The 24785-nt window shown below is 64.2% G+C and carries 23 protein-coding genes and 1 riboswitch; of the genes, 17 read left to right on the forward strand and 6 right to left on the reverse strand.

Features of this window, described 5'->3' with window-relative positions:
- Window positions 1-226: 226 nt before the first annotated feature.
- Both TX78_RS03480 and TX78_RS03485 read left to right on the forward strand, forming a co-directional pair.
- Complete coding sequence (locus tag TX78_RS03480; protein WP_044493767.1) at window positions 227-1102, forward strand: DsbA family protein; 876 nt, start codon at window positions 227-229, stop codon at window positions 1100-1102.
- Window positions 1103-1298: 196 nt separating this feature from the next.
- Complete coding sequence (locus tag TX78_RS03485) at window positions 1299-2150, forward strand: formate/nitrite transporter family protein (protein ID WP_044493768.1); 852 nt, start codon at window positions 1299-1301, stop codon at window positions 2148-2150.
- Window positions 2151-2199: 49 nt separating this feature from the next.
- On the opposite strand, the gene TX78_RS03490 is transcribed toward TX78_RS03485, so the two are convergent.
- Genes TX78_RS03490 through nirB form a run of 3 tightly spaced genes read right to left on the reverse strand, consistent with a single transcriptional unit; the run spans window position 2200 to window position 6881 of the window.
- Window positions 2200-3393 (reverse strand): uroporphyrinogen-III synthase, encoded by a 1194-nt coding sequence (locus TX78_RS03490; protein ID WP_049897418.1) that lies wholly within the window; start codon window positions 3391-3393, stop codon window positions 2200-2202.
- A complete protein-coding gene (gene cobA, locus TX78_RS03495; protein ID WP_069956233.1) occupies window positions 3390-4208 on the reverse strand; it encodes a uroporphyrinogen-III C-methyltransferase in 819 nt (272 codons plus the stop codon). Before cobA ends, TX78_RS03490 begins: the two co-directional genes overlap by 4 nt.
- Window positions 4209-6881, reverse strand: a complete 2673-nt coding sequence (gene nirB / locus TX78_RS03500) for a nitrite reductase large subunit NirB (RefSeq protein WP_044493769.1) — start codon at window positions 6879-6881, stop codon at window positions 4209-4211. It abuts the gene before it with no gap.
- 269 nt (window positions 6882-7150) lie between these two features.
- Between nirB and nirD the strand changes: the two genes are divergently transcribed.
- The 8 genes from nirD to TX78_RS03540 all read left to right on the forward strand — a co-directional run bounded on the left by nirD (window position 7151) and on the right by TX78_RS03540 (window position 12141).
- Complete coding sequence (nirD, locus tag TX78_RS03505; RefSeq protein ID WP_081652543.1) at window positions 7151-7549, forward strand: nitrite reductase small subunit NirD; 399 nt, start codon at window positions 7151-7153, stop codon at window positions 7547-7549.
- Between the two features lie 3 nt (window positions 7550-7552).
- On the forward strand, window positions 7553-8317 hold the full coding sequence (locus TX78_RS03510; RefSeq protein ID WP_044493770.1) for a sirohydrochlorin chelatase: 765 nt from the start codon (window positions 7553-7555) through the stop codon (window positions 8315-8317).
- A gap of 48 nt (window positions 8318-8365) precedes the next feature.
- Complete coding sequence (locus TX78_RS03515; protein ID WP_044493771.1) at window positions 8366-8647, forward strand: hypothetical protein; 282 nt, start codon at window positions 8366-8368, stop codon at window positions 8645-8647.
- Window positions 8644-9099, forward strand: coding sequence for an FAS1-like dehydratase domain-containing protein (locus TX78_RS03520; protein ID WP_044493773.1), 456 nt, complete (start codon window positions 8644-8646; stop codon window positions 9097-9099). Before TX78_RS03515 ends, TX78_RS03520 begins: the two co-directional genes overlap by 4 nt.
- Window positions 9096-9569: a MaoC family dehydratase gene (locus TX78_RS03525; RefSeq protein ID WP_044493774.1), complete on the forward strand. Its 474-nt coding sequence runs from the start codon at window positions 9096-9098 to the stop codon at window positions 9567-9569. The genes TX78_RS03520 and TX78_RS03525 overlap by 4 nt, the downstream gene beginning before the upstream one ends.
- A 123-nt stretch (window positions 9570-9692) precedes the next feature.
- Window positions 9693-10544: an ABC transporter substrate-binding protein gene (locus TX78_RS03530; protein ID WP_233722148.1), complete on the forward strand. Its 852-nt coding sequence runs from the start codon at window positions 9693-9695 to the stop codon at window positions 10542-10544.
- A 5-nt stretch (window positions 10545-10549) separates the two neighbouring features.
- The gene (locus TX78_RS03535) at window positions 10550-11359 is read left to right on the forward strand and encodes an amino acid ABC transporter permease (protein WP_044493775.1); all 810 of its coding nucleotides are present in this window, start codon (window positions 10550-10552) and stop codon (window positions 11357-11359) included.
- Window positions 11356-12141, forward strand: a complete 786-nt coding sequence (locus tag TX78_RS03540; RefSeq protein WP_044493778.1) for an amino acid ABC transporter ATP-binding protein — start codon at window positions 11356-11358, stop codon at window positions 12139-12141. The genes TX78_RS03535 and TX78_RS03540 overlap by 4 nt, the downstream gene beginning before the upstream one ends.
- A gap of 154 nt (window positions 12142-12295) precedes the next feature.
- Here the strand turns inward: TX78_RS03540 and TX78_RS03545 are convergent, their stop codons facing one another.
- Genes TX78_RS03545 through TX78_RS03555 form a run of 3 tightly spaced genes read right to left on the reverse strand, consistent with a single transcriptional unit; the run spans window position 12296 to window position 15006 of the window.
- The gene (locus tag TX78_RS03545) at window positions 12296-12973 is read right to left on the reverse strand and encodes a methionine ABC transporter permease (RefSeq protein WP_044493779.1); all 678 of its coding nucleotides are present in this window, start codon (window positions 12971-12973) and stop codon (window positions 12296-12298) included.
- Window positions 12970-14067, reverse strand: a complete 1098-nt coding sequence (locus TX78_RS03550; RefSeq protein ID WP_044493781.1) for a methionine ABC transporter ATP-binding protein — start codon at window positions 14065-14067, stop codon at window positions 12970-12972. Before TX78_RS03550 ends, TX78_RS03545 begins: the two co-directional genes overlap by 4 nt.
- Before the next feature lie 45 nt (window positions 14068-14112).
- Window positions 14113-15006, reverse strand: coding sequence for a MetQ/NlpA family ABC transporter substrate-binding protein (locus tag TX78_RS03555; protein WP_044493782.1), 894 nt, complete (start codon window positions 15004-15006; stop codon window positions 14113-14115).
- A gap of 209 nt (window positions 15007-15215) precedes the next feature.
- Window positions 15216-15355: riboswitch (SAM riboswitch) on the reverse strand.
- Window positions 15356-15590: 235 nt separating this feature from the next.
- Here TX78_RS03555 and TX78_RS03560 point away from each other — a divergent pair.
- The 7 genes from TX78_RS03560 to TX78_RS03590 all read left to right on the forward strand — a co-directional run bounded on the left by TX78_RS03560 (window position 15591) and on the right by TX78_RS03590 (window position 24776).
- Window positions 15591-16709: a UDP-N-acetylmuramate dehydrogenase gene (locus tag TX78_RS03560; protein ID WP_044493784.1), complete on the forward strand. Its 1119-nt coding sequence runs from the start codon at window positions 15591-15593 to the stop codon at window positions 16707-16709.
- Between the two features lie 53 nt (window positions 16710-16762).
- Window positions 16763-17782: an aldo/keto reductase gene (locus tag TX78_RS03565; protein ID WP_044493787.1), complete on the forward strand. Its 1020-nt coding sequence runs from the start codon at window positions 16763-16765 to the stop codon at window positions 17780-17782.
- Window positions 17783-18037: 255 nt separating this feature from the next.
- On the forward strand, window positions 18038-19462 hold the full coding sequence (locus TX78_RS03570; RefSeq protein ID WP_044493789.1) for an NtaA/DmoA family FMN-dependent monooxygenase: 1425 nt from the start codon (window positions 18038-18040) through the stop codon (window positions 19460-19462).
- Window positions 19463-19506: 44 nt separating this feature from the next.
- Window positions 19507-21189, forward strand: coding sequence for an ABC transporter substrate-binding protein (locus TX78_RS03575; protein ID WP_049897421.1), 1683 nt, complete (start codon window positions 19507-19509; stop codon window positions 21187-21189).
- Window positions 21190-21193: 4 nt separating this feature from the next.
- A complete protein-coding gene (locus TX78_RS03580) occupies window positions 21194-22183 on the forward strand; it encodes an ABC transporter permease (protein WP_044493790.1) in 990 nt (329 codons plus the stop codon).
- Window positions 22180-23052, forward strand: coding sequence for an ABC transporter permease (locus tag TX78_RS03585; protein ID WP_044493791.1), 873 nt, complete (start codon window positions 22180-22182; stop codon window positions 23050-23052). The genes TX78_RS03580 and TX78_RS03585 overlap by 4 nt, the downstream gene beginning before the upstream one ends.
- Window positions 23052-24776 carry a dipeptide ABC transporter ATP-binding protein gene (locus tag TX78_RS03590; RefSeq protein WP_069956234.1) on the forward strand — a complete coding sequence of 575 codons (1725 nt, stop codon included), beginning with the start codon at window positions 23052-23054 and terminating at the stop codon, window positions 24774-24776. The genes TX78_RS03585 and TX78_RS03590 overlap by 1 nt, the downstream gene beginning before the upstream one ends.
- Window positions 24777-24785 lie beyond the last annotated feature (9 nt).

Here is a 24785-nt window from a genome sequence, read left to right on the forward strand (position 1 = left end):
AGCGGTCCGGGGCTTCTTCGTCGTCGAGCGGGGGGAGCCCGCGCTCGACGGGCCGGCACAGCACCTGCTCCCGTATTTACCCAAGTTATGTTTCACTCAAGCCGCCCACAGCCGCCGTCGTGCAACAAAGTATGTGCACCAAGCGTGCCAGGCACCGATGCACAGATCAGGTGAGCGAGGTTCGTTAGAGTGGTCCTGGCGTAACCGACCCGCCAGATAGGGCGAAATGACCACACCACCGCAGGACGGACAGCACTACCCCACGCAGGGTTCAGGCCCGGCAGGCGCACAGCCGCCAGCTGGATACCAGCCTCCGGGCTACTCGGATCCTGCCTCCGGGGCAGAGCCCACCTCTGAGCCCAGGCGTACCGGTCTCATTGTGGGGGTCGCCCTCGGCGTCATTCTGCTGGTCGGTGTCCTGGTCGCGGTTCTCTTCGCCACCGGTGCCTTCGACGACGACGCCGAACCCGGACAGACTGCCCCAGCGGCTACTGAGCCCGCTGAGGAAGAGGACACTGCTCCCCAACAGCCTCACGGCGCCTACCCGGCGGCAGGTACCGACGAGGGCGGTTTCATCCTCACCGCACCTGATGAGCTGGCAGCAGGCGCAGCACCCGAAGGGCCGGTGCACGTAGTGATCTACACCGATGCCGGGTGCCCCGCCTGCGGCAACTTCGAATCGGCTTTCCACGATCAACTCGAAGGTTGGCTGGCCGCCGGAGACCTTGCACTGGAATACCGCTCGATGAATTGGATTCGCCCTCCCTACTCCGGTGACGCCGCCAACGCATTCGCCTGTATGGCTGAAGAAGCTCCTGAGCACTACCTGGACTTCCTCGGCAGCATCACTGCCGAGCAGGACGGAGGCTTCCAGCTCCAGAAGCAGGGACTGGCCGAGCGAGCCGAGCAGGACTACGGCGTGAATATCACCGACTGCGTCGACGAAGACCGCTATGCCGACTTTGTAGCCGGTGCCGGGGAGCACGGTCTGGCCCAGGGCATTGCTGGGACCCCCACCGTCATCATCAACGGTGAAGAAGTCCCCGCCGCAGAGCTTGGCGCAACGGACCGCCATATCGAAGAAGCCATCGCCGCGCAGTAGTAGCCCTGGCCCGTACCCCCAGCGAGCTGCTTTTCCATGTAAGCAAGACTTCACAACGGCCACCAGATGCGGTGAGGTCAGCTTTTCCCAGACGTAATGAGCGCCGAACGCGCCTGAAACGCGAGACCCACAGACTGGACCTACCCGAAATTGACGCAGCCAACTGCGGCAGTGTCTTAACTCGCGAAGGGGAGCCATGTCTTATGTAAAGCCTGCAGATCTCGCTGTGCGCATGATTGAAGCCGGTGCGCAGAAGTCCTTCATGTCCACCCGGGATACACTCATCCGCGCATTCATGGGCGGAGCCACCCTGGCTCTTGCTGCCGCATTCGCCATCACCGTCACCGCCCAAACCGGTAACGCACTCATCGGTGCCATGCTCTTCCCTGTTGGCTTCGTGCTGCTGTACCTGATGGGCTTCGATCTGCTGACCGGGGTCTTCACCCTTGTCCCACTGGCGCTGCTGGATAAGCGCCGCGGCGTCACCGTGAAATCGATGTTCCGCAACTGGGGCCTGGTGTTCTTGGGGAACTTCCTCGGGGCCTTCATGGTGGCGATCATGATGGCCATCTACTTCACCACTGGCTTCGCCACCCCGCCGAATGAAGTGGGCCAGGCGCTGATGGAGATCGGACACGGCCGCACTGTTGGCTATGCCGAATATGGGGCAGCCGGCATGCTCACCCTCTTCGTCCGCGCGGTGCTGTGCAACTGGATGGTCTCCACCGGCGTGGTGGCCGCCCTGATGTCAGACAGTGTCCCTGGCAAGGTGATTGGTATGTGGCTGCCCATCATGCTGTTCTTCTACATGGGCTTTGAACACTCCATCGTGAATATGTTCCTCTTCCCTGCAGGTCTGCTGCTCGGCGGCGACTTCACTGTGATGGACTACCTGATCTGGAACGAGATCCCCACCGTGGTGGGCAACTTGGTTGGTGGTCTGACCTTCGTGGGACTGACCATCTACATGACCCACCGCCGCACCGCACCCTCCCGGGAGCTGCTGGTGACCGTACCGCAGCGTGAGCGTGTCACCACCGGGGCATAAACAATAGACAACGACGGCGCGGGCGCCGGCTGGCAGGAGGCAGCTCGCCTCAGACTGCCAGCCGGTACCCGCGTTTGACGACTGTTTGGACCACATCACCGACAGGCAGAGACTTCCGCAACCGCGAAACCCACATCTCCAAGGCGTGCTCTGAGTCGCACTGGCCCAGGACGCTGAGCAGGTGCTCACGCGAGAGCACCGCACCATCGGCATCAGCCAGCTCGCGCAGCAGGGACAGCGGCCCCGGCGGAAGCTGCACATGCTGATCTTCGACATCACAGAAGCGCACCTGCCGACCACGGATCTCCATGACCCCATGCCGGGTCTTCCGGCGAAGCGTATGGTGGGTTTCCAAGTGGTCGCAGACTAATTTGATCATCGCCCCCAGCCGCCACCGGGAGGGGATGATCGGTTCCACCCCCGCGTCGTACAGAGGTGCAGCGGTGACACCGCCAACTGCGGCTGTCACCACATCAGTGCGCAGCGCATCCACCAGCTCAGTACCCCGGCCGTACTGCCGGGCCACACTGAGAAAAGCCTCCACCGCAGGGGCTGCGGTGAACGTCACCAGGTCAAGCTGCCGCTCGATCACCGAGTCGATCAGCCGCAGCAGCTCCGAGTCCTTCTCCGGTTTGCTCCAGGCATAGGGCAACACGGTCAGCACCGTGGCCCCGGCGGCCTCAAGACGACGAATCTGGCTGTCGTCAGAGGCCCCGTGCAGCTGGATCAGCACAGTCTTGCCTGCCACACCGCGCTCCAGGAGCATCTGAACCACAGTGTTGGTCCGCTCGTCCTCAGCTACGCCGTCGTCGTCGAGCCCCTGAGCGCGGACCGCACCGCGGGCCTTAGGGCCACGGACTAAGATGCTGGCCCGCTCCAAGGTCTCGTAGAAGGCGGCGTCCATGCCGTAGGCCTGAGCAGCCTCGGCCCAGCGCCGCATCCCATAGGCGGTGGTGATGACCACAAAGTCAGGCTGCGCGGCGATGGCCCGCCTGGTGTCCTCCTGCAGGGTCAGCGACTCCGTCAGCGGCGCAATACGTAGTGCTGGGGCATGCAGCACCTCGGCACCACGACGCTCAAACGCTGAGATCAGATCCTCGCTGCGGCGGTCCGAGGTCACGCCGATCCGGAAGCCGTCCAGGGTCTGCGGCAGACCAGGTCCAGGAACCAACAGGGGAGAGGCAGCACTGGGCGCAGCGGGCGCGGGCTGGAGGTCCGTGGTGGTTCCGGTCTCTGAGGTCATGCTAGGGCGCCCACCATACTTCGGATCAGCTGGATCTCCTCGGCACGCTGGAGTGCGGGCATGGTGGAGGTATCCAGGACGGAGCGTCCGACGTCGTCAGCATCAGCTGCCAGATGCACCACATCTCCGATCACCATCACCGCAGGGGAGCGAACTTTGGCTTGTGCTGCGACCTCAAGGATGCGCTGGGCCGGGGCGATGAGGATTCGCTGCTGCGGGCTGTAGCCCTTCTCCACCAGGCACACCGGGGTCTGAGTCGGCAGGCCTAATCGCTGCAGCGACTCGATGGTGTGCCCCATTGTTCCTACCCCCATGAGAATCACTACTGTACCGCCCAGGCTGACCAGCCCACGCAGCTCATCCTCCGAGAGTGGATCATGCCCGGAGATGACGGTGAACGCTTTGGAGACCCCGCGCGCGGTGACCGGCACCCCGGCTGCGGCGGGAACTGATATTGCTGAGGTGATTCCTGGGACCACGGTGACAGGGATGCCGGCCTCCCGGCAGGCGGCTACCTCCTCACAGCCTCGGCCAAGCACAAAGGGATCCCCGCCCTTGAGCCGCACCACGTGGTTGCCCTCCCTGGCGGCACTGAGCATCATCTGGTGGATGCTCTCCTGGGTCACCCGGTGGTGACCTGGTCGTTTGCCGACGTCGAAGAACTGCGCCTGTGGAGCCCACTGGCTCAGCTGCTCGGTGGGCGCCAGCCGGTCATGCAGGATCACATCGGCACTGGCCAGGGCGCGCACCGCACGCACGGTCAGCAGGTCGATGGCGCCGGGGCCGCCGCCTACCAGAGTCACTCGTCCGGTCACCTAGATCACCTCCACCTTCTCTTGGGCTAAGCTGCCTTCAGCTCCGGGTCGCAGCGGAATCCGCGGTCCGGCCAGCAGTACCGGCCCATGTCCTGCCTCAGCGGCGGTACGCTCCTGCGCGGTGGCCGGACGGGGCTGACCGCGCTCAAGCACATAGGACAGCCCGGTGTCCGGGCTATCGGGGGCGTTGACGAAGCTGCGGAAGCGCCGCAGCTTCTCCGGATCCTTCAGCGTAGCGGCCCATTCATCCTCATACCGCTCCACATGCGTGGCAATGGCCCGCTCCAAGTCCTCAGCAATGCCTAAGGAGTCATTGACCACGACGTCGTAGACATGGTCCACCCCACCCGGCAGCTCCTCAATCCACCGGGCGGTACGCTGCAGCCGGTCCGCAGTGCGGATGTAATACATGATGTAGCGATCAATGTACTTGACCAGGGTCTCATCATCGAGGTCCTTGGCCAGTAGTTGCCCGTGCACCGGGGTAGCCCCGCCGTTGCCGCCGACGTACATATTCCAGCCCTCGGAGGTAGCGATGATGCCGACGTCCTTGCCGCGGGCCTCTGCGCACTCCCGGGCGCACCCGGAGACCCCGAACTTCATCTTGTGCGGGGAGCGCAGGCCCTTGTACCGGTTCTCCAAGAAAATGCCCATGCCCACCGAGTCCTGCACTCCGTAACGGCACCAGGTGGAGCCCACACAGGACTTCACGTTGCGCAGCGACTTGCCATAGGCCTGCCCGGATTCGAATCCGGCCTCCACCAGGCGTGTCCAGATGGCGGGAAGGTCCTGCAGCTGAGCGCCGAAGAGGTCGATCCGCTGGGCGGCGGAGATCTTGGTGTAGAGCCCGAAGTCCTGGGCCACTTCGGCGATGACCGCCAGCTTCTGCGGGGTGATCTCCCCGGCCGGGATCCGCGGCATGACCGAATAGGTGCCGTTCTTCTGCATGTTCGCCAGCGCCCGGTCATTGGTGTCCTGCAGGCTTCCGCGGCCATCGGCCAGGATGTACTCATCATGCATGGCCGCCAGCATGGAGGCCGCCACGGGCTTGCAGATATCGCAGCCGAGGTTCAGCTGCGCATCAGCGGGCGTGCCGAAGGCCTCCACAATCTCGGTGAAGCTGCGCAGTCCGGCAGCACGAACTGCGTCAAACAACTCGGCGCGGGAGTGGCGGAAGTGCTCACACATCGCGGTGGAGACCTCGACGCCGCGGGCTACCATCTCCTTCTCCATGACCTTCTTCGCCAACGGGATGCAGGAGCCACATTGTGTGCCTACCCCGGTGCAGGCCTTCAGTCCGCCGATATCCGTGCAGCCGGGTGCATCACCGTCGCCCGCTACCGCTGTGCGGATATCGCCTGCGCAGATGTCCTTGCAGGAGCAGACCTGGGCGTCGTCGGGTAAGTCCATATCCACTCCACCGCCGGAGGTGGAGAGGAAGGCTGCCGGTTCCGCGGGAAGGTCCCGGCCCAGCAGCGGACGCAGGGAGGTATAGGGCCCGGCGTCGCCTACAAAGACCCCACCGAGTAAGGTCTTGGCATCATCGGTGACCACCAGCTTCTGGTAGACCCCGCCGATGGCGTCTGCATAGACCACTTCAAGGGCGCCTGGAGTCTCCCCGAGGGTGTCCCCGAAGCTGGCGACATCCAAACCTGCCAGCTTGAGCTTCGCGGCTGTGTCGAAGCCTTCGAATTCAGCAGCCCCGCCGCAGAGCCTGTCGGCCACCACTTCGGCCATCGCATTGGCCGGGGCCACCAGCCCCATGCAGGTACCTTCATAGTTCGCCACTTCGCCAATGGCCCAAATATTCGACGACGAGGTTGCGCAGGTCCCGTCGATGACGACACCTCCGCCGGGGCTCAGTGTCAGCCCGGCATCCCGGGCCAGCTCATCCCGGGCGCTGATGCCGATGGCTGCGACCACCAGATCCGCTGCGATGTCCGAAGATTTCGGGAAGCTAAGCATGTAGCGGTATTGGCCTGCGGCATTGACCGTCAATGCGCTGGGACGCTGGCCCAAGCGTAGGTGGTAGCCCTGCGCGCTGAGCAGCCGATTCAGTGTGCGACCGCCGCCCTCATCTAACTGTGCGCTCATCACATAGTCTCGGGAGTGGACAATGCTGACGTCGGCGCCGTGGCCTTTGAGTCCGCCGGCGGCCTCCAGGCCCAGCAGTCCGCCGCCGATGACCACACAGTGGGGTGTGCGCCCAAGTTCAGCCGTAAGCTGCTTCACCCGCTGGGTGAGCCAGTCGACGTCGTCGAGGGTTCGATACACCGCAATATGCTCAGCACCGGTGATGGGCGGCCGCGGTGCCGAAGAGCCGGTGGCCAGCACCGCGTCATCGAAGCCGATGGTCTGCCCGTCTGCGGTGCTCAAGGTGCCGGCGGCCGGGTCAACGGCGGTGACTTCGGTTCCGGTGTGCAGGCTCACGCGCGGGTGCTCCCAGAGCTGCGGTTGACCCAGAAGCAGGTCGTTGGAGGAGTCCTCGAAGCGTTTGGACAGGCACACCCGGTCATAGGGCGGCAGCGCCTCCTCGGTGAAGAGGCTGACCCGCATATCCTGCAGGCCCCGGGAGGCCAGGGCCTCCATCAGGCGGTGGGCAGCGGGGCCGCCGCCGATCACCGCCACATGACGCAGACCGGCACCGGCTGCAGCAGCTGAGGGTTCAGGCATGGCGCTTCACCTTCCATACGTTGTGCGCCGCCTTGAAGGACTTCAGATGCAGCGGCGTCGACGGTATTGGGCCACGCTACTGCCGCGGCATTTCCCTGCGGTGTCTGGTGTGTGAGGCGAAGATGACAGTGACCTCACCACCACTTGCCGATGGTGTGAGGGCCGTTTTATCCAGGTGTTACACACCGGTTCCGCAGCGGAAACGCGGTGCCCATAGCGTGGTGGGTTATCAGCACACCGCCGTCTCTCTCGCATTGGAGGAACAGCTGATGAGCCTGACAGCTGTGATTGAACGTCACGAGACCACCGTCGTCGAGCCCGCCTGGGTCCACGGCCACCGGCAGCCGGCACAGTGGCACCAGATCTGCAGGCTGGAGGACCTGGAGCCGTTCTGGGGTGAAGCTGCCTTACTCGGTGGCGTCCAGGTCGCACTGGTGCGGCTGCCCGATGACCGGCTCTTCGCGGTGGACCACTATGACCCTCTGGCGCAGGCCCATGTCATGGCCCGCGGCATTGTGGGCTCCAAACAGGGTCGCCCTACCCTGGCTTCACCTATTAACAAGCAGGTCTATGACCTGGCCACCGGCAAGTGCCTCAGCGATGACTCCCTGGCGCTGCGCTGCTATCCGGTACGGGTGCTCCAGGGCGTAATCGAGGTTCTGGCCTGACCTATGACCGCCACGTTGACAGCTGCCAGCTCGCTGGCCGCCATTTCCCACGGGACGTCCTCTCCGCAGGGCCAGGCCGCCGTGCGGGCCCTGGTGGAGGAGGTGAAGCGCATCGGCGGCGATGACCCGCGGATCAGCGCGGTGGCGCTGGGGCACGTGGATGTTCAGCAGCCGGATATCGGCGCCACCTTAGCGCAGCTGCCCCTTCACGACGACGCGGTGCTGGTCCCGCTGCTGCTCTCCGCCGGCTACCACGTGAATGTGGATATGCGCCAAGGCGCTGCCGCCTCCGGTCGTCCGGCGCGCATTGCTGCAGCCATGGGGCCCAGCAGCGCTCTGACCTCAGCTCTCATCAGCCGGCTCGCAGCAGGTGGAGCTCGTCAGGACACCCATGCGATCGTCCTTGGAGCCGCCGGCTCATCCGATCCCAGTGCGGTCGCCGATGTGGAGGCCGCCGCCGGGCTGCTGGCCGAACAGTGGGGTGCCCAAGTTACTCCGGCCTATCTGGCATTCGCGCAGCCGACGGTGGCACAGGCTGTTGATCAGCTGAAGCAGCAGAATCCGGATCGACCGGTGGCAGTGGCAAGCTACTTATTGGCCCCCGGGTACTTCCAAAACCTGATGGTTTCCCAGGGCAGCGACGCCGGGGCGGATCTGGTGACCGATCCGATCCTCGCGGTCAGCGCAGACAATCAGCCGGATGTCCCGCAGGGGATCGCGCAGCTCGTCGTCGACCGCTTCACCCAAGCCCTGGCCGAACCCGCCTGATCCTTGCCGAGGCCGCGGGCTAAGTCCCGCCCGGTAGACTTAGCCGCGATGTCCTCCAAATCCCCTGCCCCCGGACAGCCGACACCCCCTGCGGCATTCGACCCGTGGTCCAGCGGCACCCCCGCCTACCGCGCCTGCCTGCTCGGCGGCATGATCTTCACCTTCTTCGGTGTGGTGACTCTGCTGATCGCAGTCTTCACCGACTCCGCAGGCGTACGCACCACCGGGTTCATCCTCACCGGAGTCGGTCTGCTGGCCCATCTGGTGGGCATCGGACTGCGTCGGGCCCAGGCAGCCCGGATTCTTCGTGAGAGAAAGAACCAATCGTGACTATCAACACCGATCGGCAGGGCCACCGCTACCCGCCCGCCCAGCCCTACCAGGTCAGCCGCGAGGCCATCCGAGAGTTCGCCCGGGCGGTCAAAGCAGACCACCCGGCACACACTGACCCCGCCGCAGCAGAAGCACTGGGCTACGCCGACCTGATCGCACCGCCGAGCTTCGCCGTCGTCGTCGCCCAGCGCGCTGAGGCTGCGGTGATCAATGATGAGGAAGCCGGCATTGACTTCTCCCGCGTGGTCCACGCCGATGAGCGCTTCATCCACCATGGACCCATCACCGCCGGGGATACCCTGCACGCCCAGACCACCCTGGAACGTATCCGGGTCATGGGGGCAGGTGCCATGGTCACCACTCGCACCGAGATCACCAACGACGACGGCGACGCCCGTGCCACTGTGACCTCGTCCCTGCTGGTGCGCGCCGAAGGAGAAGAAGCATGAGCCGTCCCGATATTGCACAGCTGGAAAAAGGCAGCATCATCGGCAGCCGCCAGCTGCAGTTCTCCCGCGCAGATCTGATCCGCTACGCCGCCGCCTCCGGGGACCACAATCCCATCCATTGGAACGAACGTTTCGCTCAGGAAGTCGGCCTGGACGGTGTGATCGCTCACGGCATGCTCACCATGGGAGCAGCAGTAGGACTTGTCAGTGACTGGGCAGGTGACCCCGGTGCCGTCGTTGACTACCAGACCCGCTTCACCAAGCCGGTTCCGGTGCCCGATGCTGCATCCGGCAGCCCGGAAACACCCACAGCCACCCTGGAGATCACCGGCAAGATCGGTGCAGTCGACACCGAGGCCTCCACCGCACGGGTGGATCTGACCGTTGAGCTATTGGGCGCACCAGAGGATAACGGGGAGCCCACGCGCACAAAAGTGCTGACCAAAGCCCAGGCTGTGGTGAAGCTCTGAGCGTGCCCGGTGAGGCGAGCATCGCCTGCCGGACACGTCCCTGAAACACTAACGACCCCTATAATGTGCTGATACTTTTCGCCCGTTGGACGAAACCGCACCATACGAATGAGGAATCCACATATGCGCAGCCTCACTGAGACTGAAATGCCCTGGCTGAAAGGCCTCTCCCTGGCGGGCGTCGCAGCCCTGGCGCTGACCGCCTGCGGCGGTGGCGAAGAAGAAGACGCTTCCGGATTGGGCCTAGCTCAGGCTGGCACACTGCAAGTTTGTGCAGATGTGCCCTACCCGCCGTTTGAGTACTACGACACTAGCGGGGAGGTCGTCGGATTCGATATTGATATCGCCCAGGCTATTGCTGATGACCTGGATCTTGAGCTGGAAATCGTGCAGACCGGCTTTGAGGGTATCCAGTCCGGTGTGGCTCTCAACGCCAACCAGTGCGATATGGCCATCTCCGGCATGACGATCACCGAAGAGCGTGCCGGAAACATGCTGTTCTCCGAGCCTTACCTGGATGACAACCTGGGTCTGCTGGCACGGTCCGATGCTGGCATCGAGACTCTCGATGACCTGGACGGTTTTGAAGGCACCGTGGGCGTGCAGTCCGAGACCACCGGAGCAGATGAGGCCGCCGAGCGTGGCCTGGACCTCCGGGAGTACACCGATTCCGGCCTGCTGATCCAGGGCCTGGAATCCGGACAGGTGGAGGCCGCCATCGGCAATATTTCCATCCTGGGCTACCAGGCCGGCGAATCCGAGGACCTGGTGTTCATCGATGAGATCGATACCGGTGAGCAGCTGGGCATCGCCGTACAGCTGGAGAACCAGGAGCTGATCGACGCCATCAACCAGGTCCTGGCAGACCTGAAGGAGAGCGGCGAGCTCGAGGAGCTTGAGCAGCGCTGGTTCCACTCGGACACCCCTGAAGAGGGTGGCGAGGACGCCGAGACTGATGATGAGGGTGACGACTAAGCCTTATGGCTCTGACAACGCGACAGCGGAGACGGCTCAGCCTGGGTGTCCAGGCGGCCGTCTTCGTGCTTGCCCTGGTGCTGCTCTGGTTCATGGTGGACTGGACGGCGATCCAGCGCAGCTTCTTCAACTTCGAGAACATCGGCCCGATGTTCCCCGGCATCATCACCGTGGGGCTGTGGAACACCGTGCAGTACACCGCGGTGGGATTCATCTTCGGTCTTCTGGGTGGCACGGTCCTGGCGCTGATGCGCCTGGCCAGCTTCCCGATCTACCGTTGGATCGCTACCGCTTATGTGGAGTTCTTCCGCGGCATCCCGGCGATCCTGGTGTTCATCGCACTGGGGTTCGGCGCCTCACTGGCCTTTGGGTGGAACCTCTCCACACTCCAGATTGCAGGCACTGCACTGGCGATCGTCTCCAGCGCCTACATCGCGGAGACCCTGCGAGCCGGGCTGCAGGCGGTGCCCAAGGGGCAGGTGGAGGCCGCCCGGGCCCTGGGCATGCCGGCTTGGCGGGCGATGGTCAGCATTCAGATCCCGCAGGCTTTCCGCATTGTGATGCCGCCGTTGACCAACGAGGCGATCCTGCTGACCAAGGACTCCTCGCTAATCTTTGTAGTGGGCATGGCCGGATCCGCCGCTGAGCTGACCAAGATGGGCCGGGACGGCATCAACATGTATCAGGCAGGCCTGACACCGCTGGTGGTGGCAGGCGTGTGCTACCTGCTCATCACGGTGCCGCTGTCGCTGCTGGCCCGCCGGCTGGAAGACCGCAGCTCCAGCCGAGTGAGCAGGAAGAAGGCCAAAGCATGACCCAGAACACCCCCAACTCAGCGGTAGAAACTGCGGCGGCCGCCGCAGTGAGCATCACAGACCTGCATAAGTCCTACGGGGAGAATGAGGTGCTCAAAGGTATCAGCATCGACATCGCCCCCGGTGAGGTGGTGTGCCTGATCGGTGCCTCAGGCTCCGGTAAATCCACACTGCTGCGCTGCGTGAACCGCCTGGAGGACCCGAATGCGGGAACCATCACGGTGGGCGACTACGAAGCCACGGACCCGGATGTGAACCTGGATGCGATGCGCCGAGAAATCGGCATGGTCTTCCAGCAGTTCAATCTCTTCCCGCACCTGTCGGTGCTGGAGAACTGCACCATCACCCCGCGTCGGGTGCTGAAGCAGTCCCAGGCTGATGCTGAGGCCGAGGCGCTCAAGCAGCTGGACAAGGTGGGTCTGAAGCATCTGGCCGACCGGCGTCCCGAGCAGCTCTCCGGAGGCCAGCAGCAGCGTGTGGCCATCGCGCGTGCGCTGACCATGAAGCCGAAACTCATGCTCTTCGATGAGCCCACCTCGGCGCTGGATCCTGAGACCGTCGGTGATGTGCTGGCCATTATGCGCCAGCTCGCCCAGGCCGGCATGACGATGCTGGTGGTCACCCATGAGATGGGCTTCGCCCGGGAAGTCGCAGACCGCGTGGTCTTCATGGACCAGGGCGTCGTCGTCGAAGAAGGTCCCGCTGCTGAAGTAATCGGCAACCCCAGTCAGCCGCGAACCCAGGACTTCCTGCGCCGCGTGCTGAACCCGCTCTCTGACTAGCTAGCTTCTGATTCCGGCGAAGAGCTTCGCAAGTCACAAGTCGTTTCTTTCACGGAAACGCCAAGGGGCCCCGGCAGCTGCACCTAGCTGCCGGGGCCCCACCCATCTGCCCTCCGGAGATGCCCAGTCGTCTGGAGGGCAGGCTTATGTGCGCCTAGCGGCGCATGACTTTGCGGGCTGCGCGGTTGCCCACAAGCTGCAGTCCCTGGACCATCACAACGATGACGATCACCGCCAACCAGGTGACCTCCGGACGGAATCGCTGGTAGCCCTCCACAATGGCGAAGTTTCCAAGACCGCCGCCGCCAATGACACCGGCCAGAGCTGACATATCGATCAGAGCGATGATCACGAACGTGTAGCCCAGAACCAGCGGCCCGAGTCCTTCAGGCAGGATCACGGTAAAGATGATGCGCGTGCGGGAGGCCCCCATGGCGCGTGCGGCCTCGATAACGCCCGGGTCGATGGACACGAGGTTCTGTTCCACCACACGGGCGATGGCGAATGTCGAGGCCCACACCATGACATGGATGACCGCAGTATTGCCGATTCCGGTGCCCACCACCTGCAGGGTGAGCGGTTGAATGGCTGCGAGCAGAATGATGAAGGGAATGGGCCGGATGGTGTTCACCACGAAGTTCACCGTGGCGAATACCGGCTTATTCGCCAGGATATTGCCCTCACGGGTGGTGTAGAGCAGCAGGCCAAGCGCCAGCCCGATGCCCCCGCTGATAGCAAAGGCCATGACCACCATGTAGATGGTCTCTTGGGTGGCTTCCCACAGTTCTGGCAGGTAATACGACCAGTCAAGATTCTGGAAACGCTCGATCACCGTGCTGCCTCCTCTCCGGTCGCGCCAGTGCTGATCTCCTGGACATCACCAGCGCTGCGAAGTTCGGCAAGGAAACCGGCGACGGCGGCGTCGTCGCCTTCAACAGAGATGGTCAGCAGACCGAAGGCAGCGTTCTTCGTGGTGTTCATGCCGCCGTGCACGATCTCAAAGCTGACACCTAATGCTGCCGCACGGCCCAGAACTGCTCCCACTGCGGCAGAATTGCGCAGCGAGACGGTGATGAGCCTTCCGGAAGTGCTCTTGCGGATGCGGGCCAGGTCGGCGTCGGTGGGCCTGTCCTTCAGGGCCGAACCGACAAAGCTGGCTTCTGCGCCGCTGCGCGGGTTGGAGAACACATCGTAAACAGGGCCCTCTTCCACGATCCGGCCCTTGTCCATGACCGCCACACGGTCAGCGATGGCTCGGATGACCTCCATCTCATGGGTGATGGCCACGATAGTGATCCCGAGTTCCTCGTTGGCCCGGCGCAGCAGCCGCAGTACCTCCTCGGTGGTGGAGGGGTCCAAGGCCGAGGTGGACTCATCAGCCAGCAGGATGTCTGGCTTAGCAGCCAGCGCGCGGGCGATTCCCACCCGCTGTTTCTGTCCGCCCGAGAGCTGCTCAGGGTAGGCCTTGGCTTTATCCGCCAGGCCTACGAACTCCAGCAGCTCTGCAACGCGGGCCTCGCGTTCGTCTTTCTTCCAACCGGCGACCTTCAGCGGATAGGCCACATTGCCGGCCACGGTGCGGGAGGTGAACAGGTTGAACTGCTGGAAGACCATGCCGATGCGCGAGCGTACGTGCCGCAGCTTGGACTCCGGCATGCCGGAGATCTGCTGACCCAGCACGGTGATGGTCCCGGAGGTGGGTTTCTCCAAACCATTGACGAGCCGGATCAGAGTGGACTTGCCCGCTCCTGAGAAGCCGATGACGCCATAGACCTCCCCGCGGTTCACGGTGAAGGAGACGTCGTCGACGGCGGTGACTGAAGATGACTTGCCGGTGGTGAAGGTCCTCGTCACATTGCTGAAACGGATCAGCGGACCTCCACCAGCAGCGAGCGCAGCGGTGCTTTCTGTGCTCGGAGTGCTCACAAATACTGGGCTTTCTGTGGTGGGGGATGGTGCAGGCTTAAGTGATTACTCGGCCTGACGCAGGGCTTCCTGGTAATCGGCCAGGGCCTCCTGCAGTTCCTCCGCGGTCACATCGCTGGCGGGAACCGAGGTGCCTGCAGAGCGCTCCTCAATGATGTCCAGCACCCGCTGGTCGTGATAGAGCGCAGCGATCTCGCGCAGAGCCTCATTGTCTACATCGGCTTCGCGGGCAACGAAGGCGTTGACGTAGGGGAAGGCGCTCGGGTCGTTCGGATCGTCGGCGAAGAGGCCATCCTCCTTCGGATCAAGATCTGCGTCCTGGGCGAAGTTGTTGTTGATCACAGCGCCTTGTACTGACTGCAGCGCGTTGACGGTCTGGGCGGCGTCGAGGGCCTGGACGCTGACAGTCGACGCTGCTTCATCAATGTGGCGTGGCTCGGGCTGTGCAGTCTCCTCAGCCAGTTCAAGCAGTCCTGCCGCCACCAACACGTTGATGGCGCGGCCCTGGTTCACCGGATCGTTGGGGATGGCTACGGTGTCGCCGTCCTGGAAATCGCTGACATCGGAGTACTCGTTGGAGTACAGGGTCAGCGGCACAATCTCGGTGGCGCCGATGGGCTGCAGGTTATCCCCGGAGCTGTTGTTGTGCTCAGCGAGGAAGGCGATGTGCTGGAACCAGTTGACATCGATGTCGCCGTTGGACAGAGCGGGATTCGGCTGGTTGTAGTCGGTGAAGTTGACCAGCTCGATCTCGTAGCCCAACTCCTCCTCAGCAATCTCCTCCAGCTGCCGGTGGCCTTCGTGCAGGTTGGCCACACCAATCCGGAAAGAGGTCTGATCCTCCGGAATGGCTTCAGCGTCTCCGTTGCCGCCGCAGGCGGTCAGGCCGAGCAGGGCGGTGGCGGCCAGGGCCGCGGTCAGGCGCTTTGGTGCAAACATGGGTGTCTCCTCAATGATTTCTGCGGGGATAGGTGTGCCGCAGTGGACTGTAGGTGAGATGAGAATGACGACGACGGGCCCGCGTCACAGGCAACGGCGTGCCCGATTGTGGGCACAACGCTTCAGGCCCTGTTGGGGGCCAGCCGATGGAGGGTGGCGCTGATTAGCGCACGGACATTCGACACATCTTTTGAGAGTGTCCCTTCTTGAGTCTGCTCTTGCCCGTTCCGGGCATGGTGACGGTTGGTGAAGCCGTCTGAAACGGGCCGCTTCTTAATCCGGTGCCACCCAGGAACATGGGGTTGGCGAGCGGCCCGATTCCGGATCGTGAGGGCCGCCTCTCGCGAAGCACTCCCCATACTGTAGCGGTTCCGCGGAGCAAAAGCAGATGTCAGGTGTCACAAAGTGTCACAGTATGTTCAAAATAGGTAGTGATACTTCCGCAGGCCTTCCCGTGCTGACCGCTGCGCTCGTTTTACCATCCGGTTTTCGCAATGCCTGCCCGTATCCGGGATGGTAAAGCGAAAAGCGGATGGTAAAGCGCGGAAGACAAGGCCCCAACCGCGCCCCGGTAGGCTAAGCGGGTGACTTCCTCCCGTACTTTCAGCGAGCACACCACCGCGCGCGTGGGCGGCCCCGCCGGGCAGTGGGTTGTGGGCGATTCCGAGGCGCAGATCCTCTCGGTGCTGCAGGATCATCCGCTCCCGGCTGACGCGGAGCGTGAAGCTGGCCGCGATTCGCTGCTGGTGCTCGGCGGCGGATCGAACCTACTGGTCTCTGATCAGGGGTTTGCCGGCACCGTGCTGCAAGTGGCGGTCACCGGAGTGACCGCCGAGCCAGTGGGGGAGGACGGCGTGCTGGTGACAGTAGCGGCGGGACACCCCTGGGACGACGTCGTGGCCTGGACGGTAGAGCGCGGATTAGTGGGATTAGAAGCACTCTCCGGTATCCCCGGTTCAACAGGCGCTACACCGGTGCAGAATGTGGGGGCTTACGGAGCTGAAGTATCACAAACATTGGTGGATATCCGCGCATGGGACCGGTCCAGCCGTGAGCTGGTCGTGCTGAACAACGAGCAGCTGGGCTTCGGCTACCGCGATTCGCTGCTCAAGCGCAGCACCATCGAAGGCTCCCCTCGTTATGTGGTGCTCTCGGTGCGCTTCCGGCTCACCCACGCTGTGGGCGAGCCCATGTCCTCACCGGTGCGCTACGGGGAACTGGCCCGCAGCCTCGGGCTGACCGCGGAGATGCCGGAGGATGAACGGCGAGCGCCTCTGGCCCAGGTCAGACAGACCGTGCTGGGACTGCGAGCGGGCAAAGGCATGGTGCTCGATCCTGAAGATCCAGATACCTGGTCCACCGGATCCTTCTTCACCAACCCGATTGTGGCGGCGTCGAAGGCTGCCTCACTTCCGGAGAGCGCACCGAGGTTCCCTGCAGGCGTAGACCACGACGGCACGCCCCTGGTGAAGCTCTCCGCTGCGTGGCTGATCGACCAGGCAGGCTGCGCCAAGGGGTTCGGGGCAGCGCTGACTGATGGCCGGGCCTCCTTGTCCACCAAGCACACCTTGGCGGTGACCAACCGCGGTGGGGCCTCCACCGAGGATCTGTTGACCGTTGCACGCGCGGCCCGCGACAAGGTGGAGGCGGCTTTTGGCATTCGGCTGCATCCGGAGCCGGTGCTGCTGGGCTGCAGTCTCTGACACGCTGCCGCGTAAGCTGCAGCACCAGCTGAGCCCTTGGCAAGATGGAGGGCATGACTCTGCCTGATGTGACCCTGGGACGCGAGCCCTATGAACTGACGACGACGGCGCTGGGCTATGGCGCGATGTCATTGGCCGGCGCCTACGGTCCCATCAGCGATGAGGCTGCCCTCGCGCTGCTGCATGATGTCTACGACCGTGGGGTCATCTTCTTAGACACGGCCAATATTTACGGGCTCGGGGTCAGTGAAACGATCCTGGGCACGTTCCTGCGGGGTCGCCGGCACGAGTTCATGGTGGCGACCAAGGCCGGTATTGATCCCAGCGGGGAGGCCGGCAAGCGACGGCAGAACGGCAAGCCGGAGCATCTGCGGGAGCAGATAGAGCTGAGCCTGCGGCGGTTGGGAACAGATTATGTAGACCTGTACTACCTGCACCGACCGGATCCGGAAGTCCCCATTGAGGAGTCAGTGGGCACTCTGGGCGAGTTGGTGGAGGCAGGGAAGGTGCGCAGCATCGGGCTCTCTGAGGTCACTGCAGAGGAGATCCGCCGAGCTCACCAGGTGCATCCGGTGACTGCGGTGCAGAGCGAATGGAGCGTCTTCGCCCGCGATGTGGAGCGATATGTGCTGCCCACGGTGGCTGAGCTGGGCATCGGATTCGTGGCGTTCTCGCCTGTGGGCCGGGGCATCCTGACAGATCATTTCGACGCCGCCGGGCTGGCTGAGAGTGACACCCGCCGGAAGTTCCCCTGGTTCAGTCCGGAAAACCTAACGCATAACGACGCCGTGGCCGCTCAGTTGCGGCAGGCTGCGGCCGGGCTCGGGATCCCCGCCGCGGGCTTGGCGCTTGCGTGGCTGTATAGGAAGGCTGCGCGCATCGGGGCGGATCTGGCGACCATTCCCGGGACCAGGTACACATCTCATATGGATGAACTGCTCCGCGGAGTGGACTTTGAACTCGACGCCGACGCCGAGGCTCAGCTGGACAGCCTGGCAGATCAGGTACACGGGGACCGCAGCTTTGACCCGATGTGGGTCAGCGGGGGACGTGAGGGCCTGCTCCCGCGTTAGTGCCGGCAGCACAGCCGGAGTGAACATTTTTTGAGGTAGTCGGCCACCCGGCAGGTTCGAGTGCGCGCATTATGCGCCTAGCGGCCGAGTAAAGTCCAGGATTTAGCCCCGGTTAACCAACACCCATGTCACATGAAGAAAAAATCAGACATTTAACGTAGCTCGATGTTCATGAACACTAAATATGTGTTCAGAATAGACCCCACGGGCCCCAAAAGGGATCCCTTCAGTATCCGTGAGGTTGAGGAGAGCTGCATGGCTGAGCGTGAACGTCCACTGATTCTGAGCCTGTTCGAGATGGGCTCAGTGGTGCATCTTGCGCCGGGCACTTGGACTCATCCCGAAGATCAGCGGCACAGGATCGCTGATCTCAGCTTCTGGCGAGAACTCGGTGGCATCCTGGAGGAAGGACGCTTTGATCAATTGTTTCTCGCAGATGTGGTGGGTGCCTATGACAATACTGAGGACGGTCTGACAACCCCGGTTCGCGAGGGTTTCCAGATTCCAGCCCTGGATCCGCTGATCGTCCTTGGGGCGCTGGCAGAGTCCACCGATCACTTAGGGCTTGCCGCTACTTTCTCCACCACCTATGAGCCGCCCTTCTCCTTTGCCCGTCGGCTGGCCACCCTGGATGCTCTCTCAGGGGGACGGATCGCCTGGAACGTGGTCACCTCTTATCTGAAGAACGCCGCGCAGAACTTCGGACTTCAAGACCAGATCGAGCATGACCAGCGGTATCACATCGCGGATGAGTTCCTGGACGTGATCTACAAGTTGCTGATCGGGTCCTGGGACGAGGGTGCCGTCGTAGGTGATGTTCACCGACGGGTGTGGGCAGAGCCGGAATCAGTGCGCTATATCGACCATGCCGGTGAGTACTTCTCAGTCCGGGGGCCGCATCTGGTAGCTCCCACGCCGCAGCGCCTCCCGGTGTTGTTCCAAGCGGGAAGCTCGCTGACAGGAATGGCTTTCGCAGGTCAGCATGCGGAGGTGGTGTTCCTGGGTGGCGGGTCCACCGAAAGCATCAGGGAGAACATTCAGATCATTCGACGTCATGCCGAAGAGGCTGGCCGGGACCCCGAGCAGCTGCGATTCGTGGCCTCTGCGCATGTGATCGTCGGCCGTACCGAAGAAGAAGCTCACGCTAAGGCAGAAGAGATTGACCAATACCGGACTTCTTGGGACGTGCTCCAGAAGAACGGGCGCATTCCGAGTCTGGATCGTTACCGGGATGAGGAACTGGTCGCTGACATCATCAAGCGCCGCGACCACGGCCATGAAGTGCTGATCCGAGGCTGGCGTGAGGGCCAGACGGTGAAGGACGTTCGCACCAGCGCAGCCGGCGGGGGCCGGGCCAAGAACGGCCTGCGCGTGGTGGGCACCGGCGCACAGGCCGCAGATGCGCTCACCCGATGGGCGGATGAGTCCGGTCTGGACGGGTTCAACATCGGCAACCAAATCAGCTTCGGCACCGTCCGGGACTTCGTCGAGCTGGTGGTGCCGGTGCTGCAGCGCCGCGGACTAGCCCGCACCGAATACACACCCGGAGAGACCCTGCGGGAAAGGCTCCTCGGCGCAGGGCCCCACCCCCACACCACACATCCGGCTGCCCGATACCGGGACCCGGCGGCGCTGCTGATACCAGCTGAGCCGTTCGACAAGCGGCTCACCCCCGCCTGAGAGACCACCCGCCCCCTGACCTTCGCACGCTGTGAGGAAGACCAATGACAGAACGCATCGTTGACCCGGCGCTCAAGCGCAGATCCAGAACCTATGCCGCCGTCGGCGCAGCACTGGCTGTGGTGCTGGCGGTGACAGCTTTCCTCCTTCTTCGCCCCGGGACGGAGCAGGGGCCCGCCGCGGCGTCCGCTCCAGGGACTGGGGCGGAAGGGTCCGGAGGAACACTGGTGTACCTGGATGCGGAGATCATCGCGGCAGGCGACATCCGCAACGGCACCTGGCAGTCCACCACTTTGACGCACAACATCACCGACAGGCTCATCCACGCCGACCCCGAGACCGGTGAGCTAGAGCCCTGGATCGCTGAAGACTGGGAGATCAGCGAAGGGGGACTCCAGTACACGTTCTGGATCAGGGACGGCGTCTCCTTCAGCAATGGGCAGCCGCTGGACGCTGGTGCCGTGCAGCGAAACCTCCAGTGGCAGGCGTGGGGTGATCCGGAGAACGGCATCGATCCCAACAACACCTTCCCTCAGGTGGAGTCGGTGGAGGCCGATGAGGAGGACCAGACTGTGACGGTGGTCCTGGAGGAGCCCTACAGCCCGTTCATCAAGATCCTCTCCAACTGGGCGAGCTCCCTGGTGGCCGATGAGACCCTGGAGCTCTCCGCCGAGGATCAGCAGCGCCCGGAGAACGTGATCGGCAGCGGTCCGTTCGTGGTGGAGTCCGAGACCTACGGGGAGGAGATCATCCTCACCCGCCGGAAGGGCTATTCCTGGGCGCCGGCCAGCTGGGAGAACCAGGGGGAGGCGCACCTGGAGGAGATCCACTGGATCCCTGTCCTGGAGGACAGTGCGCGCCTGGGCAGCCTGCGTGCTGGCGAGGGCGACCTGATCCGCTATCTGCAGCCCAGCGAGGAGGACCCGCTGGCCGCAGAGGGCTTCGAGGTCATCGGAGTGCAGGGCTCCGGTCAGACCAACACCTGGGTGCTGCGGCAGTCGGTGGAGGAGCTGCAGGATGAGCGTGTGAGGCACGCGATCCTCTCCGGCATCGACCGGGAGGCCATTGTGGAGGACCTCTACACGGACCGCTGGAGCACCGCCTCCAGCATCGTCACGCCGGACACGCTGGGCTACCGGGACCAGTCAGAGAAGCTCACCTATGACCCTGAGCGTGCCCAGCGGCTGCTGGATGAGGCCGGCTGGAGCGAGCACGACGACGACGGCATCCGGGTGAACGAGGACGGCGACAGGCTCACCATCCGTGCGCTGATCGACGTGTTCGACGCCACTGCGGCCCCGCTCTTCCAGCTGATCCAGTGGCAGCTGGCGGAGATTGGTGTGGAGCTTGAGCTGGTGGAGGTGGACTACTCCAACGTCTCCACCGGCTACAGCGACGAGAGCATCGGCATTGTGCGCACCGGATGGCCGCAGGCGGACTCCTGGGTGCGCATCCGCAACGACTGGCACTTCGAGGGTTCCAACGCTCTTTTCCTCCAGGAGCCTGATGAGCAGCTCAATGAGCTGCTGGAGCAGCATTCGCTCGTGCAGGGGTCGGAGCGGGAGGAGGTGGTGGGTGACCTCCAGGATCATCTGCTGGACAACGCCTACGTATTCCCGGTGCTCACTGATTCTCAGATCTTCGCGCTGCAGCCACACGTCAGGGGACTCTCCTGGACTCCTGAGGCGCGGCCGGTCTTCCACAGCACCTGGATCGCCGAGGACTAAAGCCATGAGCCGCAGCCACTACATCCTCAAGCGCATAGGACATGCGCTTCTGGTGATGGGACTGACGTACCTGTTGGTATGGACCATCATCTTTCTGATGCCGGGGGACCCGGTGCGCAACCGTCTGGATAACCCCCAGAACCCGGTGCCGCCTGAGGTGGCCGAGCACATCATCCGCTACTACGAGCTGGACCGCAGCGGCCTGGAGCAGCTGCTGCTCTCGGTGACCAGGCTCTTCCAGGGGGATCTGGGCTATTCGCTGGCGAACGGGATCCCGGTGACTGAGCTGCTGGCGCAGGGTATACAGTCCACCTTTCTGCTGGCGGCGCTGGGTCTGGCGGCCACACTGGTGATCTCTGCAGCGGTGGCTCTGACCGCGGTGTTCGCTCCCTGGGGGCCGGTGCGGAGCGCGGCGGCGGTGATTCCGCTGCTGTCCCTCTCCGCCCCCACCTTCCTGGTGGGTCTGCTGCTCCTGCAGGTGTTCGCCTATCAGCTGGGCTGGTTCTCCTCCATCCGGGATGAGGGGCTGAAGTCGCTGCTGCTGCCGGCGGTGAATCTGGGCATCGCCGCCAGCCCGCCGATCACCAGGGTCCTCATTCAGGGACTCTCAGATGCGCAGAGGAAGCCGTTCGTCAATGTGCTCAGGGCCAAGGGACTGTCTGAGGCTGCGGTGGCGGCGCATGTGGTGAAGAACGGCTCCATCCCCACGGTGACGCTGTTGGGGCTGACTGCCGGCGGGTTGCTGACGGGTTCGGTGATCACTGAGGTGGTCTTCTCCCGCACGGGGCTGGGCTATATCACCGACCAGGCGGTCCGGGCCCAGGACGGTCCGGTGGTGCTGGGGGTGGTGATGCTGGTGGCCGGGATCGTGACTGTCTTCAATCTGCTCACTGATCTGCTCTACCCGGCGATCGATCCTCGCATCGAGATCTATGACAAGTCCTCCGGCCGTGGGGCCGCGCAGGAGAAGACCAGGGAGAAGGTGGACTCATGACGGTCTCTGCGACGCTGAATGCGGGGTCGGCCCGGGGTGCGCTGCGGCTGAAGCAGGCAGGCGCCCTGCGCGGGTGGTCCAGGCCCCTGGACATCGCGGCCGTGCTCTTGCTGGGGCTGCTGCTGGTGGCGGTGATCGCTCCGGGAATCCTGTCACCCTATGGTCCGGTGCAGGCCCACGCGGGGCCGGCCTTGGAGGGCCCCAGCCTGTCCCATCCCTTCGGCACCGACTATCTGGGTCGGGACCTCTACACCCGGGTGGTGCACGGCACTGCACTGACCCTGTCCACGGCGGGGCTGGCGGTGCTGATCGGTCTGCTGGTGGGGCTGCTGCTGGGTTCGCTGGCCGGATACTTCGGTGGCTGGGCGGATGCTGTCATCAGCCGGCTGGTGGATGTTCTGCTGGCGGTGCCGGGGCTTCTGCTGGCCATGGTGATCGTCGTATCGCTGGGCTTCGGCGCGGTCAATGCTGCTGTGGCGGTGGGCCTCTCCTCGGTGGCGGGCTTCACCCGGCTTGTCCGCTCTGAGGTGCTGACGGTGAAGAATCTGCTGTTCGTGGAGGCGAGCGGCCATGTGGGCTCCAGCAGCAGGCGCACGCTCTTCCGGCATGTGCTGCCCAATTCCTATAAGTCTGTGCTGGCGTTGGTGCCGCTGGAGTTCGGCGGCGCGATCCTGGCGATCTCCACGCTGAGCTTCCTGGGGTTCGGGGCGGTGCCCCCGCAGCCGGAGTGGGGGCTGTTAGTGGCAGAGGGGCGGCAGTACATCACCTCCTCGCCGTGGCTGTCGCTGGTGCCCGGGTTTGTGATCACTGCTGTGGTGCTCAGTGTGGCGAGGCTGAGCACCATCGCTGAGAGAGTCAGGGGAGTCTGATGTCATCGGAGAACCACGACGACGCCTTGGTGGTGTCGGATCTGCACGTCTCGTATGAGAGCGGGATCTGGAAGACGCCTGTGGTCAAAGGGGTGAGCTTGACGGTGCCTAAGGGCCAGACGCTGGCGCTGGTGGGGGAGTCCGGCTCGGGCAAGAGCACCCTCGCCGCGGCCGCCGCGGGCCTGCTCGCGGAGAACGGGCGCATCGACTCCGGCTCAGTGGAGGTGGCCGGTCACCAGACCGTCGGATTCACCCAGAAGCAGTGGCGGCGGCTGCGAGGGCGGAACGTCGGGTTCGTTCCGCAGGATCCGCTGGGCTCGCTGGATCCTCTGCAGCGCATCGGTGATCAGGTGGCCGACGCCGTCGCCCTTCATCGGGGGCTGGGGCGGGATGAGGCCCGGCGGGAGGCGGTGTGGCTGCTGGACTCAGTGGGCATCCGGGATGCTGCCGGACGCGCCCGCGCCTACCCGCACCAGCTCTCCGGCGGTCAGCTTCAGCGGGTCCTCATCGCCACCGCGGTGGCGGGGCGACCCCAGCTGCTGATCGCAGATGAGCCCACCTCGGCGCTGGATGTCACGGTGCAGAGGACGATCCTGGACCTGCTGGACTCCCTGAAGGCTCAGCTGGGCCTCTCGATCCTGCTCATCACCCATGACCTGTCTGTGGCCCAGGAACGCAGCGAGCACACCGTGGTCCTCCAGCACGGGGAGATCCGCGACGCCGGTCCCACCCAGGAGGTGGTGGCAGCCCCCACGCACGAGTACACCCGTCAGCTCTTCGCGGACGCCCCGGCGCTGAACCCCGGGAAGTACCGGACGGCGTCAGAGCCCCAGGGCGCGGAGGATGAGGCGGCCGTGAACGAGGCTGAGCGCACAGACGCGCCGGTGATCAGCGTGGCAGATCTGACTAAGCACTACGGCGGCTCCGCAGCTCCTGCGCTGGACCGAATCGGTGTCGAGGTGCAGCAGGGAAGCATCCACGCCCTGGTGGGGGAGTCCGGATCAGGCAAAACCACTGCCGCACGGATCATCGCCGGACTGCTCGGCTATGACTCGGGCCAGGTGCACGTCAGCGGCCGGCAGCGACCCCGGGATCCCGGGGTGCGGAACCACCGGCCTGAGGAGCTTCAGCTGGTCTACCAGAACCCCCTGGCGGCCTTCGATCCGCGGCAGAGCATCCGGGCGGCGCTGGAGGAGCCCCTGATCATCCGAGGAGATGCTGACCGGCGCCAGCGACGACGGCGGGTGGAGGAGCTGCTGGAGCAGGTCGGGCTGGACCCGGCCTTGGGCGCCCGGACAGCAGGACAGCTCTCCGGGGGTCAGCGGCAGCGAGCCGCGATTGCCCGCGCCCTCATCCTGCAGCCGCGCATCCTCATCCTGGATGAGCCCACCTCGGCGCTGGACGTCACCGTGCAGGCACAGCTGATCGACCTGCTGATGCGGCTGCGCACAGAGCAGGGACTGACCTACCTCTTCATCTCCCACGATCTGAGCCTGGTGCGTCAGATCGCTGACGAGGTCACCGTCCTGGAGAGAGGGCAGCTGGTGGAGTCCGCGCCTGCTGACCGCCTCTTCGCCGACCCTCAGCACCCCTACACGCGCCGCCTCTTGGAGTCGATCCCCGGCCCCGGGCGCATCACCGGGCCCAGTGTCGGCGCCGGTGTCCCGGGGCGCGAGTCGCCGAGTTCCGCGGAGCGCACCGCAGCCGCGCTGTCCGCCGCCTGAACCGCACAT

Origin of the sequence: Nesterenkonia massiliensis (genome assembly GCF_000455245.1) — a bacterium.
GTDB lineage: Bacteria > Actinomycetota > Actinomycetes > Actinomycetales > Micrococcaceae > Nesterenkonia > Nesterenkonia rhizosphaerae.